Source organism: Paracoccus denitrificans (assembly GCF_900100045.1).
Taxonomy (GTDB): Bacteria; Pseudomonadota; Alphaproteobacteria; order Rhodobacterales; family Rhodobacteraceae; genus Paracoccus; species Paracoccus denitrificans.
Window position 1 is genome coordinate 31,791 of sequence record NZ_FNEA01000010.1, and the last position, 13,405, is coordinate 45,195.

The window sequence follows — 13,405 nt, forward strand, 5'->3', positions numbered from 1 at the left end:
TTGGGCGCTCATCGAATCTTAACGGCTTTGCTCTAGAGACGGTCGCATATCGTCATTTGCGGCCTCTCATGTCTGGTTTCTCGTCTCTTTTCCGCATCCTGGCCCTGGCGCTGGCCCTCATGCCGTTGCGAGGGCTGGCCTTGCCTCCTGCCGATGCCTGCGAATGGGCCGCGCAGCAGGCGGCTGCGGAAATCGGGGTGCCTGCCGATATCCTTGGCGCGCTGGCCCTGACGGAAACCGGGCGCCGGCTGGACGGCATCGTGCGCCCCTGGGCCTGGAGCGCCAATGCCGAGGGAGAGGGCGCCTGGTTCGACGATCCTGCCAGCGCCGTCGCCTTTGCCGAAGATCGCGTGACGCGGGGGCGCACCAATATCGACATCGGCTGCTTTCAGTTGAACTATCGCTGGCATGGCGCGCATTTCCCTTCGGTAGCACGGATGTTCGATCCGCTGGAAAACGCCCGCTATGCCGCCCGTTTCCTGCGCCAGCTTCATGACGAGATGGGCGATTGGCGGGTGGCGGCGGGGGCGTTCCACTCCCGCACCCCTGCCCATGCGCAGCGCTACCTGGCCCGCTTCGATACGTTGCACCGGATGCTGCGCGAGCGTGGGCCTGCAGGCATGACCGGCACGCCCCAGACCTATAACAGCTTCGCCTCGATCGATTCGGGCCGGAGAAAGCGCGTACGGGACAGCGTGATGCTGCTTGGTGCCCCGTTGGGCAGTGGGGGCACCGGGCAGCCCGGTTCGCTGGCGGTTCTGGCCTCGGGGCGCTCTCCCCTGCGGGCGGGGAGCGCCCCGCTGATCGCCGTTCGCATGGCGGCCACCGGGGATGAGGATGCCTCGCTCTGGCGGTCGTCAGTGCCGCCCTGACGGGATTGACAAAGCCGGGCCGGCGTCATTTCTGGCCGGGATCCGCCATCTGCCGCGCCAGGGACGCAACCTGACATGACGCCCGCCGCCCGTGCCGCCGCGGCCATCGACATTCTTGACCGCATTCTCGACGGGCAGGCCGCCGAAGCGGCGCTGATCCGCTGGGCACGGGCCAGCCGCTTTGCCGGCTCCGGCGACCGCGCGGCGGTGCGGGACCTGGTCTTCGACGCCTTGCGCCGATTGCGTTCGCGTGCCGCCCTGGGCGGCGCGCTCTCCGGGCGCGGGCTGCTGCTGGGCATGTGCCGCGAAGAGGGGATCGACCCCGCAACCCTGTTCACCGGTGAAGGGCACGCGCCCTCGGTGCTTTCCGAGGGCGAGGGTCAGGCTGGCCGTGCGCCCACGCCGGACGAGGCGCTGGATCTGCCCGACTGGCTCTTGCCGCTTTGGCGCAAGGCGCTTGGCGGGGATGCCGAGCCCGTGGCACTGGCCATGCGGGATCGCGCGCCGGTCTGGCTGCGCGTCAACCTGCGCCGTGCCGATCCGGCCCGTGCCGCCGCCGCGATGGCCGAGCAGGGGATCGCCACCGCACCCCATCCCGATTTGCCGACGGCCCTGCGCATCACCGAGGGCGCCCGGCGGCTGGCCGGCTGCCATGCCTATCGCGAGGGGCTGGTCGAATTGCAGGATCTTTCGCCCCAGATGGCCTGCGCGCTGCTGCCGGCGCAAGGCAGCCTGCTGGATTTCTGCGCCGGTGGCGGCGGCAAGGCGCTGGCGCTTGCCGCGCAGGGTGCGGGGCCGGTCACCGCGCATGACATCGATGCGGGGCGCATGGCCGATCTGCCCGCACGCGCCGAAAGGGCAGGGGTGCGCATCCGTCTTGCGGCGCCGGGCAAGGTTGCGGGCCGGTTCGATACGGTCGTTGCCGACGTGCCCTGTTCGGGCAGCGGAACCTGGCGGCGCGGCCCGGATGCGAAATGGCGCCTGACGCGCGACGATCTGGAGCAGCTTGCGGCCCGGCAGTGCCGGATTCTGGATCAGGCGGCGGGGTTCGTCGCCGATGGCGGGCATCTGGCCTATATGACCTGCTCGGTCCTGGATGCCGAGAACGACGATCAGGTGCAAGGTTTTCTGGCGCGAAACCGGCGGTTCGAGCAGGTCCTGGCGCGGCGTTTTACACCGCTGACCGCCTCGGACGGCTTTTATCTGGCCCTGATGCGCCGCCGTTAACCCTCCGTTAACGCGCCTCCGTTATGCAGCGGAAAACGGCTGGACGCGAGGGGCGGGATGAATTCGGAACGGTCGGAAGCCTTGCGCTCGGCGCAGATCGTGCTGCCTTTCCTGACGCTGCCTGCGGTGATCGGTGCGCTTTGGCTGGCGTTGCGACCCCAGGATGCGGGGGGCGGTGTCACCTTCTTGGCCGTGGGTGCGGCCGTGACCGCCTGGTATCTGCTGGGTGGTGTCATCTCGGTGCGGCATCTCCGGCGCGGGCTGGCGGTGCGGCGCGATCTGGACCGCGTGCTGCCGGCTGTCCTGGAGCATGACCTGACGGCCTTTGCGGTCGACCCGGATGGCTTGGTTCTGGCGCAGAATCAGGTGGGGGTGGAGCGAATCGGCGATCTGGTCGGTCGTTATATCCATGACGCGCTGGGCCGTCGCCACGCCGATCCGGCAATGCTCTGGAACGGTCTGGGCCTGGGCCTGTCGCGCCGGGGCAGGATGCGCGCCGATCTGGGCGATGCCGGGGAATACCTGGTGACGCGAGCGCCCGGCTCGACCATCCAGCTATGGCAGGCTGCCGCACCCGAACGCCCGTCGCCGCCCACTCCCTTGCCTCCTCGGGTAGAGGAGGACGATTTCGACCTGCTCCCGGTCTCGCTGCTGATCCTCGACCCGGGCGCCAATATCGTTCGCGCCAATATGGCCGCTTGCGAACTGCTGGGCGGGGATATCCTGGGGCAGAACCTGGCCGCGCTGCTGGACGGGTTGGGGCGAGAACTGGCGGGCTGGGTCTCGGATGTCGGTGCGGGTCGCACGATCGGCGGCAGCGAGGTGCTGCATGTCAAGGCCGAGGGGCCCGACCGTTTCGTGCAGTTGTCGCTGACGCGCGGCCGGGGCGGGCATGTCACCGCCGTGCTCTCGGACGCCAGCGCGCTCAAGACGCTCGAGGCGCAGTTCGTCCAGAGTCAGAAGATGCAGGCCATCGGGCAGCTTGCCGGCGGCATCGCCCATGACTTCAACAACCTCCTGACTGCGATCACCGGGCATTGCGACCTGCTGATGCTGCGCCACGACAAGGCCGATCCCGATTATGCCGACCTCGACCAGATCAGCCAGAATGCCAATCGTGCGGCGGCTCTGGTGCGGCAATTGCTGGCGTTTTCGCGCAAGCAAACGCTCAAGCTGCAGATCATGGACCTGCGCGACACGCTCTCGGAACTGACCCATCTGCTCAACCGTCTGGTGGGCGAACGGATCGTGCTGACCTTTGACCACGATCCCGCGCTGCGGATGGTCCATGCCGACCGCCGCCAGCTTGAACAGGTGATCATGAACCTGGTGGTGAATGCCCGCGATGCCATGCCCGAGGGCGGCGACATCACCATCTGCACCGACAATGTCCGGCTGGAGACCCGGGCCGAATTGGGCCGCGCCGTCTTGCCCGCCGGGGATTACGTCCGGGTCCAGGTTCGCGACCAGGGCTGCGGCATCGCCCCCGACGATCTCGCCAAGATCTTCGAGCCCTTCTTCACGACCAAGCGCACCGGCGAGGGCACGGGTCTGGGGCTTTCGACCGCCTACGGCATCGTGAAGCAGACCGGCGGCTATATCTTCTGCGACAGCACCCCGGGTGAAGGCAGCTGCTTTTCGCTGTTCTTTCCGGCCCATGACCGCGCGGTGCCCGAAGAGACGCAGCGACCGGCGCCGGCCGGGCCGATCCGCGTCCGCCGCGATGTCGAGGCGACCGTGCTGCTGGTCGAGGACGAGGCCCCGGTTCGTGCCTTTGCCAGCCGTGCGCTGAAGTTGCAGGGGTTCCATGTGCTCGAGGCCGCCTGCGCCGAGGATGCGCTGTCGCTGCTGGCCGATCGGGGGTTGGCGGTCGACGTCTTCGTCACCGATGTGGTGATGCCCGGGATGGACGGTCCGGCCTGGGTCCGCACCGCGCTGCGTGACCGGCCCGACACCAAGGTGATCTTCATGTCGGGCTATGCCGAGGACATCTTTTCGGAGGGGCGACCTCCGGTGCCCGATGCGGCCTTCCTTGCCAAGCCTTTTTCGCTTTCGGACCTGACCGCTCTGGTCACGCGGCAACTGGAGGGCGCGCGCTAGGCCTCCGGGCGGCCGGACGCCGATCAGAGCGAAGCGTAAAGTGCGAAGTCCCGCGCCATGATCTTGCGCAGCGAACCTTCCTGCTCGGGGTTCAGGCTGACATCGACGGCGGGCGGGACGTTGACGCGTGGCAGGCTGATCTCGCAATCCAGCCGATCCTCGAGGAAATGGGTAAAGGCATCCATGTCCTCGTAGCGAAAGATGCAATCGACACGATCGACTTCCGCGGTCAGGAAATCCGCCTGTGCGCCGACGCGCGCGACGTCCGGGCCGCCGGGATCGGCATAGGCTTGCGCGAAATCCGCGAAGCTGAGGCCGATCATGGCGTGGTTCGGGTCTTCGTCATCGTCGCGCAGGCGAAAGCGATACCAGCTGCGAAGCCATCCGATCGGTTCGCGCATCAGGGCGATGGTGGTGAATTTCTCGCCGGTGACCGAGCGCAACCAGGGTTCGATATGGTGCCGGTAGGTGCGCAGATCGGCATGCTTCAACTCGGCCGGGCGCTGGACGACGACACTGGCAAGGGCCTCTAGCGCGGTTTCGACAGCGGTGGAGCCGGCTTTCGGCGTCGCGAGGAAAACCAGCCGTCTTTCCCAGAATATCAGCATACTCGAAAACTTTCAGCCATTGCGGCACGCGCGCCGGGATAGCCACCAGTTCTGTGACTGTAAACCGTTTCTTAATTCTTTTGCGACAACTTGGACCGGGAAGATGCGATGCATCTTTCGATTCGCGAACCAGGACTTGCATTTCGGCGCAATGAGGCGCAAATAGGAACAACCCGTGAACAAAGTGGCGGGCGGGCGCTGATTGCCCCGGATGGCGGGGTATGAAATAAGCATGAGGACCGCATGGCAGGGGCAACACTTTTCGACATGAACGACAAGCGATCCGCAGACAAGCAGAAGGCGCTAGACAGCGCATTGGCCCAGATCGAACGGCAGTTCGGCAAAGGCTCGATCATGAAGCTGGGCGCCGACAATCCGGTGGCCGAGATCGAGGCCACCTCGACCGGCTCGCTGGGGCTCGACATCGCGCTGGGGATCGGCGGTCTGCCCAAGGGCCGGATCATCGAGATATTCGGGCCGGAAAGCTCGGGCAAGACCACGCTGACGCTGCATGTCGTGGCGGAAGAGCAGAAGAAAGGCGGCGTTTGCGCCTTTGTCGATGCCGAACATGCGCTGGACCCGCAATATGCCAAGAAGCTGGGCGTCAATCTGGACGAGTTGCTGATCAGCCAGCCCGATACGGGCGAGCAGGCGCTTGAGATTGTCGATACGCTGGTGCGTTCCGGTGCGGTCAGCCTGGTGGTGGTCGATTCGGTCGCGGCGCTGACCCCCAAGTCCGAGATCGAAGGTGACATGGGCGACATGCAGATGGGCAGCCAGGCCCGGCTGATGAGCCAGGCGATGCGCAAGCTGACCGCCAGCATCGGCCGGTCGAACTGTATGGTGATCTTCATCAACCAGATCCGCATGAAGATCGGCGTGATGTTCGGAAGCCCAGAGACGACGACCGGCGGCAATGCCCTGAAGTTTTATGCCTCGGTGCGCCTGGATATCCGCCGCGCCGGCTCGATCAAGGACCGTGACGAGGTGACCGGCAACGCCACTCGCGTCAAGGTGGTCAAGAACAAGGTCGCGCCACCTTTCCGTCAGGTCGAGTTCGACATCATGTATGGCGAGGGCATCTCGAAGGTCGGCGAACTGATCGACTTGGGCATCAAGGCCGGCGTGGTCGAAAAATCGGGGTCGTGGTACTCCTATGGCGACGAGCGCATCGGCCAGGGCCGTGAGAATGCCAAGCAATTCCTGCGCGATCATCCCGATATGGCCCATGCGATCGAGGACAAGATCCGCGCCAGCCACGGCCTGGATTTCGGCGTCGCGGACGATGGCGATGAGGTGATGGCCGAGGATTGATCCTGCATCGCCCTCGCTCATAAGGTGCGCGGGACGTGGTCTCGCGCACATTCCTGGCTCTGAGACTTCGCCTTGGCTTGGTGTCGCGGGTCGGGTTGTCCGGCGCGGAGTTGGGCGTCGTCTGCGCGAGGCCATGCAGGATTGCTGGACAGCCGCCATGGCTGGGGCTAGACCGGGCGGCAAACCGGTCTCTGGCCGGAAGACCGCTTTGCGATGAAGGCCCGATATGCCCAGCTTGAACGATGTCCGCTCGACTTTCCTGAACTATTTCGAACGCAACGGCCACCGTGTCGTCGAGTCGAGCCCGCTTGTGCCGAGGAACGACCCGACCCTGATGTTCACCAATTCGGGCATGGTGCAGTTCAAGAACCTGTTCACCGGGGTCGAAACGCGCGACTACAAGCGCGCCACCACCGCGCAGAAATGCGTGCGCGCCGGCGGCAAGCATAACGACCTCGACAATGTCGGCTATACCGCGCGCCACCATACCTTCTTCGAGATGCTGGGGAATTTCAGCTTCGGCGATTACTTCAAGGACGGTGCCATCCCCTTTGCCTGGGAGTTGCTGACCAAGGATTTCGGCATCCCCAAGGACAAGCTGCTGGTCACCGTCTATCATACCGATGACGAAGCCGCCGATATCTGGAAGAAGGTCGCGGGGCTTTCCGACGACCGCATCATCCGTATCCCGACCAGCGACAATTTCTGGCAGATGGGCCCGACCGGCCCCTGCGGTCCATGCACCGAGATCTTCTATGACCATGGCGAGCAGATCTGGGGTGGCCCGCCCGGCTCGGCCGATGAGGACGGCGACCGCTTCATCGAGATCTGGAACCTCGTCTTCATGCAGAACGAGCAGTTCGAGGACGGCACGATGCGCGCGCTGGACATGCAGTCGATCGACACCGGCATGGGGTTGGAACGGATCGGTGCGCTCTTGCAAGGCAAGCACGACAATTACGATACCGACCTGATGCGTGGCCTGATCGAGGCCAGCGCGCATGCGACCAGCGCCGACCCGGACGGTCCCGGCAAGGTGCATCACCGCGTCATCGCCGATCATCTGCGCTCGACCAGCTTCCTGATCGCCGATGGGGTGATGCCCTCGAACGAGGGACGCGGCTATGTGCTGCGCCGCATCATGCGCCGCGCCATGCGCCACGCCCATATGCTGGGCGCCAAGGATCCGGTGATGCACCGCCTGGTCCCGGCGCTGGTGCGCGAGATGGGCGCGGCCTATCCCGAACTCGGCCGCGCGCAGGCGTTGATCGAAGAGACGCTGAAGCTGGAGGAGACCCGCTTCAAGCAGACCCTGGACCGTGGCCTGCGGCTGCTGGACGACGAATTGGCGAAGCTGCCCGAAGGTGCGAACCTGCCGGGCGAGGCGGCCTTCAAGCTCTATGACACCTATGGTTTCCCGCTGGATCTGACCCAGGACGCGCTGCGCGAAAAGGGTCGGGCGGTCGATACGGCCGGTTTCGATTCGGCGATGGCGGAGCAGAAGGCCAAGGCCCGTGCCGCCTGGGCCGGCTCTGGCGAGACCAAGGATGCCGCGATCTGGTTCGACATCGCCGAAGAGCATGGCGCCACCGAATTCCTCGGCTATGACACCGAGATCAGCGAGGGCCAGGTCCTCGCATTGGTTCAGGACGGCGCTGCGGTCGAGGAAGCCGGCGAGGGGCAGCAGGTCCAGATCGTGGTGAACCAGACGCCGTTCTATGGCGAGGCCGGCGGCCAGGTCGGCGATACTGGCCTGATCAAGACGGAGACCGGCGCCGCCCGCGTGACCGATACGAAAAAGACCGGCGGCGTCTTCATCCATATCGCCGAGGTGACGCTGGGCACGATCCAGCGCGGCCAGGGTGCGCAGCTGTCCGTCGATCACGACCGTCGCAGCGCGATCCGCGCCAACCATTCGGCCACGCACCTGCTGCACGAGGCGCTGCGCCGCGCCCTGGGCGAGCATGTCGCGCAGCGCGGCAGCCTGAACGCACCCGACCGGCTGCGCTTCGACTTCAGCCATGCCAAGGCGATGACGCCCGAGGAACTGGCGCAGGTCGAGCGCGAGGTGAACGATTTTATCCGCCAGAATAGTCCGGTCGAGACCCGGATCATGACCCCCGACGATGCCCGTGCATTGGGCGCGCAGGCGCTTTTCGGCGAGAAGTACGGTGATGAGGTTCGGGTGGTCTCGATGGGCGAACTGCCGGGCTCGGGCAAGGGCACCGGCGGCCAGACCTATTCGCTGGAGCTTTGCGGCGGCACCCATGTCGCGCGCACCGGCGATATCGGCATGTTTGCCCTGACTTCGGAAACCGCATCGGCCGCCGGCATCCGCCGCATCGAGGCGCTGACCGGCCAGGCGGCGATGGACGAGTTGCGCCGCGTGGACGGCGAACTCAATGAGATTGCCGGCATTGTCAAGGCGCAGGCGGGTGACGTGGTGAGCAAGGTCCGCGCGCTTGCCGATGAGCGCAAGGCGCTGGCGAACGAGGTCGCGCAGCTCAAGCGCCAGCTTGCCATGGGCGGCGGCTCCGAGGACAAGCCCCGTGAAATCAACGGCATCAAGCTTATCGCCCGCCGCGTCGAGGGTGTGAGCGGCAAGGAACTCGGCCCGCTGGTCGATGAGATGAAGTCGCGGCTCGGCTCGGGCGCCGTGGTGGTGCTGGCCGAGGCAGACGGCAAGGCGACGGTGGCGGCGGGCGTGACGCCCGACCTGACCGGCCGGATCAGCGCCGTCGAACTGGTGCAGACCGCGACGGCGGCACTGGGCGGCAAAGGCGGCGGTGGCCGGCCCGACCGCGCCCAGGGCGGGGCACCCAGCCTTGCTGCCGCCGACAGCGCCATTTCCGCCGTCGAAACCCTGATCGGAGAGAAAGCATGACCGCGCTGTGGATCGCCCATGTGAACGTGACCGACCCCGAGGCCTATGGCGAATATGCCCGGCTGGCGGGGCCGGCGATAGCCGCGCATGGCGGGGCATTCCTGGCGCGCGGCTCGCGCTATGTCCAGCTTGAGGGCAAGGACCGCGCCCGCAATGTCGTGGCGCGGTTTCCCAGCCTGGAAGATGCGGTGGCTTGCTACCGCTCGGCCGAATATCAGGCTGCGCTGGAGCATGCGAAAGGGGCGGCAGAGCGCGACCTTGTGATCGTGGAAGAGAATCCGGCCTAGGACTTTTTGGTGATTCGTTAGGCTTTTCGTGCTAGCCCTAGGAAAAAGCACGGAAAGGGGCAGGACATGTGCCGCTGGGCAGCCTATCTCGGCAGTCCGATCTATCTTGAGGATGTCATCTGCCGGCCCGGCCATTCGCTGGTCCGGCAAAGCCATGGTGCGACGCGCTGCCATACTCCGGTCAATGCCGACGGCTTCGGCATTGCCTGGTATGGCGAGCGTGAAGAGCCCGGCCTTTACCGCGACATCATGCCGGCCTGGTCGGACAGCAACCTGCGCAGCCTGACCGCCACGGTGAAATCGCACCTGTTCCTTGCGCATGTGCGGGCCTCGACTGGCACCGCGACCAGCCGCAACAATTGCCATCCCTTTGTCGTGGACCGCTGGTGCTTCATGCATAATGGGCAGTTCGGCGGTTACGACAGCTATCGCCGCCATGCCGAAGTGCTGATCCCCGACGAACTCTATGCCCATCGCAAGGGCGCCACCGATAGCGAGGCGCTGTTCCTGATGGCCTTGGGTGAAGGGCTGGGCGGCGACCCTGCCGGCGCCATGGCCCGCGCCACCGCGAAATTCGAGGCATTGGCCCGGCAAAGGGGCACCGCGCCGCATGTGCGGCTGACGGCGGCCTTTTCGGACGGGACCAAGCTCTACGCCCTGCGCTATGCCAGCGACGAGCATGCGCCGACGCTGTTCCATCGCTGGTCCGACACCCGCGGCGGCCGCGCGGTGGTCTCCGAACCGCTGGAGAGCGACGAGGCGGACTGGCTGGAGGTCCCCGCGCAAAGCTTCTGCATCTTCGATGGTGCCGAGGTGACGATCACGCCCTTCCGGCCCGAGCCGCTTCGCGCTGCTGCCTGAGACTTCGCCCAGGCCCCGCGGGTCCGCAGAAAGCCGGCTCATGCCGATGCGCCGGATGCTCGCTCGACTCCGCCGCCAGTCGGCGCCTCACTGTTTCCAAATTCTTGGGAATGCTGTCATCAGCGTGGCCGTGAACCGATCAGATCGGTATGGAAAGCACCCGCCTGCTTTCGCGGATCAGGAAATCCCTGATCTCGCCTAATCCTTTGCCCATGCTTATCCAGCAGGGCATTGCCGGGATCGAGGCTGGCCATCTCGAACCGAACAATCCGTCATGCAACGCCAGGCACCAGCGGCGCGGGAAGCGGTCCGCGCAATCGAGGACCGCTTTGTCATCAATGCGCCGCCGACCATTGCGACGACCGGCAAGGGCATGGGCGCACATATCTTGCGCCCCTTCGCAGGTCAGAACCAGATGCGGTCGGCAAAGACGTAATGCACGATCCGGTCGCGGGTCAGGCCCATCCGGGCCAGTTCGGCATCGGATTTTGCTTCCAGCGCCTCGATCTCGGCGCGGCGCGAATGCTTCGTGATATAGGCCGCGGCCCCGCGCGAAAGCCGCTTGCGGACAGCGGCGAACAGGTCGGGCAGGCGGGGCGAGAAGCGGTTGGTTGCGATGGTAGCCATTGGAAACCCTTTCGGTATTGGCGAATGGTTTCCTCCCCTGACGACGAATGTAGGGCCTCTTTGCGGCCATCACCATGGCTTCTTTTGCAATGCTGCATTGCAGCAGCGCCTTTGCGGCGTTCGGCCGCGCCCCCGTCCAGCCGATGCATCACCCGTTTTCCGGGCTGATCATGCTGCCGCAGCGCCATTTTCGGCCCTGCGCCGGACATCGGCCGCGAACCTGGCCTGGCGCACCGGAAAGCCGGCCGGTTTCCCCGTGTCGAACCACAGATCTGCGCGCCGACCGGGCAGGGTGCGCATTTCGTGGGCAGGGCGGAATGCACTTTCCCCCAAGGGCTTCGGCCATTATACGGTTCGCGGCATTCATGACCGCAAGGGGAAAGCACAATGGCCAATGTGGTGGTCGTCGGCGCGCAATGGGGCGACGAAGGCAAGGGCAAGATCGTCGACTGGCTGTCGGAACGCGCCGATGTGATCGCGCGCTTTCAGGGCGGTCATAACGCTGGCCACACGCTGGTCATTGGCAATCAGGTGTTCAAGCTGTCGCTGCTGCCCTCGGGCATCGTGCGCAAGGGCAAGATGGCGGTCATCGGCAACGGCGTTGTGCTGGACCCCTGGTCCCTGTTTGCCGAAATCGACAAGCTTTCCGCGCAAGGGGTCGAGATCAGCCCGGCGAACCTGATGATCGCCGAGAACACCCCGCTGATCCTGCCGCTGCACCAGGATCTCGACAAGCTGCGCGAAGAGGCCGCGGGCGCATCCAAGATCGGCACCACCGGCCGCGGCATCGGCCCGGCCTATGAGGACAAGGTCGGCCGCCGCACCATCCGCGTCGCCGACCTGGGCGATGAGGAGACGCTGGATTCCCGCCTCGACCGCCTGCTTGCCCATCACGATGCGCTGCGTCAGGGCCTGGGTGCAGCGCCCATCGACCGGGCGGAACTGCGCGCCAAGCTGCTGGAAATCGCGCCGAAACTGCTGCAATACGCCCAGCCGGTCTGGAAGGTGATGAACGACTACCGCAAGGCCGGCAAGCGCATCCTGTTCGAGGGTGCGCAGGGCAGCCTGCTGGACATCGACTTCGGCACCTACCCTTACGTGACCAGCTCGACCACCATGTCGGGCATGGCGGCCAGCGGCACCGGGCTTGGCCCTTCGGCCATCGGCTTCGTGCTGGGGATCGTCAAGGCCTATACGACCCGCGTCGGCGAAGGCCCGTTTCCCACCGAGCTTGACGATGCCGACGGCCAGCGCTTGGGTGAGCGCGGCCATGAATTCGGCACCGTGACCGGCCGCAAGCGCCGCTGCGGCTGGTTCGATGCGGTTCTGGTGCGCCAGACCTGCGCCATCTCGGGCGTGGACGGCATTGCGCTGACCAAGCTGGACGTGCTGGACGGCTTCCAGACGCTGAAGATCTGCACCGGCTACGAGGTGGACGGCCAGCATTACGACCACCTGCCCACCGCCGCCTCGCTTCAGGCCAAGGCGAAGCCCGTCTACGAGGAAATGGAGGGCTGGCAGGAATCGACGCAAGGCGCGCGGTCCTGGGCCGACCTGCCCGCTAATGCGATCAAATACGTCCGCCGCATCGAGGAACTGATCCAGTGCCCCGTCGCGCTGCTCTCGACCTCGCCCGAGCGGGACGATACCATCCTCGTGACCGATCCCTTCGCGGACTGACGCGGGCTGACATGGACCTCAAGACGCGCAAACGCTGGTCGCTGGTGATCCTGCTTGTCGGGCTGCCGCTCTATATCGTGGTGGCGGTAAGCCTGGTGAACTGGATGGACCGGACCTGGGGCCGCCAGCCGATCCTGGTCGAGCTTGCGGTCTATGTCGCCCTGGGCATCCTCTGGGCCCTGCCTTTCCGCAAGGTGTTCACCGGCATCGGCAAGGGCGAATGAGCCAGCAAGGGACCAAGTTGGCTAGTGCCCGCCCGGTCACGCTGATCGGCGGTGCGCCGGTCGGCCGCGCCGATCTGGAGCAGGCGCTGGCCCTGGCGCCGGTGGTGGCCGCCGCCGATAGCGGCGCCGATACCGCGCTGAGCCACGGGTTGATGCCGGCGGCGGTCTGGGGCGATTTCGACAGCATTTCCGCCCGCGCCCGGGCCGAGATCCCGCTGGCGAACCAGCACCCCATCGCCGAGCAGAACAGCACCGATTTCGAGAAATGCTTGTCCAATCTCGATGCTCCCTTCGTCGTCGCCCTGGGCTTTTCGGGCGCGCGCCATGACCATTTCCTGTCGGTGCTCAATGTGCTCGCCCGCCGTATCGGCCCGCCCTGCATCCTGATCGCGGGCGAGGACGTGATCACGCTTGCCCCGCCGCGCCTCGCGCTGGATCTCGCGCCCGGCACGCGGGTCTCGCTTTTCCCGATGGGCCCGGCCACCGGCCGCTCGCAGGGCCTGAAATGGCCCATCGACGGCCTGGCCTTCGCGCCGGGCGGCCGCAGCGGCACCTCGAACCAGGCCACGGGTCCGGTCACGCTGGAATGCGACGGCCCGATGTTGCTGATCCTGCCGCGCTCGGAACTGGCGACGCTCGCCCGCGCCCTCTGATCGCTTTCGCCGTTTCCCGTATACCCGTTCGGAAAAGCCGGCCGGGGCCTTCTCTGTTCCCCAAATAC

Annotated in this window: 13 protein-coding genes; 10 read left to right on the top strand and 3 right to left on the bottom strand. The window is 66.0% G+C overall.

Annotated elements, in window-relative coordinates:
• The first annotated feature begins 68 nt into the window (after positions 1-68).
• From BLT64_RS10305 to BLT64_RS10315, 3 genes are all read left to right on the top strand, one after another.
• Positions 69-872, top strand: a complete 804-nt coding sequence (locus BLT64_RS10305; protein ID WP_011746938.1) for a lysozyme family protein — start codon at positions 69-71, stop codon at positions 870-872.
• A 75-nt stretch (positions 873-947) separates the two neighbouring features.
• Positions 948-2,099 (top strand): RsmB/NOP family class I SAM-dependent RNA methyltransferase, encoded by a 1,152-nt coding sequence (locus BLT64_RS10310; RefSeq protein WP_011746939.1) that lies wholly within the window; start codon positions 948-950, stop codon positions 2,097-2,099.
• A gap of 57 nt (positions 2,100-2,156) precedes the next feature.
• Entirely contained in the window at positions 2,157-4,199 is a 2,043-nt protein-coding gene (locus BLT64_RS10315) for an ATP-binding response regulator (RefSeq protein WP_011746940.1), read from the top strand.
• 23 nt (positions 4,200-4,222) lie between these two features.
• On the opposite strand, the gene BLT64_RS10320 is transcribed toward BLT64_RS10315, so the two are convergent.
• A complete protein-coding gene (locus BLT64_RS10320) occupies positions 4,223-4,807 on the bottom strand; it encodes a hypothetical protein (RefSeq protein ID WP_011746941.1) in 585 nt (194 codons plus the stop codon).
• Positions 4,808-5,050: 243 nt separating this feature from the next.
• On the opposite strand from BLT64_RS10320, the gene recA reads away from it, so the two are divergent.
• From recA to BLT64_RS10340, 4 genes are all read left to right on the top strand, one after another.
• Positions 5,051-6,121, top strand: coding sequence for a recombinase RecA (gene recA, locus BLT64_RS10325; protein WP_011746942.1), 1,071 nt, complete (start codon positions 5,051-5,053; stop codon positions 6,119-6,121).
• A gap of 226 nt (positions 6,122-6,347) precedes the next feature.
• Positions 6,348-9,005, top strand: coding sequence for an alanine--tRNA ligase (gene alaS / locus BLT64_RS10330; protein WP_011746943.1), 2,658 nt, complete (start codon positions 6,348-6,350; stop codon positions 9,003-9,005).
• Positions 9,002-9,292: a DUF1330 domain-containing protein gene (locus BLT64_RS10335; RefSeq protein ID WP_011746944.1), complete on the top strand. Its 291-nt coding sequence runs from the start codon at positions 9,002-9,004 to the stop codon at positions 9,290-9,292. The genes alaS and BLT64_RS10335 overlap by 4 nt, the downstream gene beginning before the upstream one ends.
• A gap of 66 nt (positions 9,293-9,358) precedes the next feature.
• Positions 9,359-10,153, top strand: coding sequence for a class II glutamine amidotransferase (locus BLT64_RS10340; protein WP_011746945.1), 795 nt, complete (start codon positions 9,359-9,361; stop codon positions 10,151-10,153).
• 139 nt (positions 10,154-10,292) lie between these two features.
• On the opposite strand, the gene BLT64_RS26345 is transcribed toward BLT64_RS10340, so the two are convergent.
• Positions 10,293-10,538, bottom strand: coding sequence for a hypothetical protein (locus BLT64_RS26345; protein WP_011746946.1), 246 nt, complete (start codon positions 10,536-10,538; stop codon positions 10,293-10,295).
• Between the two features lie 20 nt (positions 10,539-10,558).
• Positions 10,559-10,780, bottom strand: a complete 222-nt coding sequence (locus tag BLT64_RS10345; RefSeq protein ID WP_011746947.1) for a hypothetical protein — start codon at positions 10,778-10,780, stop codon at positions 10,559-10,561.
• A gap of 387 nt (positions 10,781-11,167) precedes the next feature.
• Here BLT64_RS10345 and BLT64_RS10350 point away from each other — a divergent pair, with 387 nt between their 5' ends.
• Genes BLT64_RS10350 through BLT64_RS10360 form a run of 3 tightly spaced genes read left to right on the top strand, consistent with a single transcriptional unit; the run spans position 11,168 to position 13,337 of the window.
• On the top strand, positions 11,168-12,460 hold the full coding sequence (locus BLT64_RS10350; protein WP_011746948.1) for an adenylosuccinate synthase: 1,293 nt from the start codon (positions 11,168-11,170) through the stop codon (positions 12,458-12,460).
• Positions 12,461-12,471: 11 nt separating this feature from the next.
• A complete protein-coding gene (locus BLT64_RS10355; protein WP_011746949.1) occupies positions 12,472-12,684 on the top strand; it encodes a DUF2842 domain-containing protein in 213 nt (70 codons plus the stop codon).
• Between the two features lie 17 nt (positions 12,685-12,701).
• Positions 12,702-13,337, top strand: a complete 636-nt coding sequence (locus tag BLT64_RS10360) for a thiamine diphosphokinase (protein ID WP_011746950.1) — start codon at positions 12,702-12,704, stop codon at positions 13,335-13,337.
• The last annotated feature ends 68 nt before the right edge of the window (positions 13,338-13,405 follow it).

Excerpts from the sequence above, each read along its gene's own strand:
- BLT64_RS10305 (WP_011746938.1), top strand. The coding sequence starts at position 69 with ATGTCTGGTTTCTCGTCTCTTTTCCGCATCCTGGCCCTGGCGCTGGCC.
- BLT64_RS10310 (WP_011746939.1), top strand. The coding sequence starts at position 948 with ATGACGCCCGCCGCCCGTGCCGCCGCGGCCATCGACATTCTTGACCGC.
- BLT64_RS10315 (WP_011746940.1), top strand. The coding sequence starts at position 2,157 with ATGAATTCGGAACGGTCGGAAGCCTTGCGCTCGGCGCAGATCGTGCTG.
- BLT64_RS10320 (WP_011746941.1), bottom strand. The coding sequence starts at position 4,807 with ATGCTGATATTCTGGGAAAGACGGCTGGTTTTCCTCGCGACGCCGAAA.
- recA (WP_011746942.1), top strand. The coding sequence starts at position 5,051 with ATGGCAGGGGCAACACTTTTCGACATGAACGACAAGCGATCCGCAGAC.
- alaS (WP_011746943.1), top strand. The coding sequence starts at position 6,348 with ATGCCCAGCTTGAACGATGTCCGCTCGACTTTCCTGAACTATTTCGAA.
- BLT64_RS10335 (WP_011746944.1), top strand. The coding sequence starts at position 9,002 with ATGACCGCGCTGTGGATCGCCCATGTGAACGTGACCGACCCCGAGGCC.
- BLT64_RS10340 (WP_011746945.1), top strand. The coding sequence starts at position 9,359 with ATGTGCCGCTGGGCAGCCTATCTCGGCAGTCCGATCTATCTTGAGGAT.
- BLT64_RS26345 (WP_011746946.1), bottom strand. The coding sequence starts at position 10,538 with ATGTGCGCCCATGCCCTTGCCGGTCGTCGCAATGGTCGGCGGCGCATT.
- BLT64_RS10345 (WP_011746947.1), bottom strand. The coding sequence starts at position 10,780 with ATGGCTACCATCGCAACCAACCGCTTCTCGCCCCGCCTGCCCGACCTG.
- BLT64_RS10350 (WP_011746948.1), top strand. The coding sequence starts at position 11,168 with ATGGCCAATGTGGTGGTCGTCGGCGCGCAATGGGGCGACGAAGGCAAG.
- BLT64_RS10355 (WP_011746949.1), top strand. The coding sequence starts at position 12,472 with ATGGACCTCAAGACGCGCAAACGCTGGTCGCTGGTGATCCTGCTTGTC.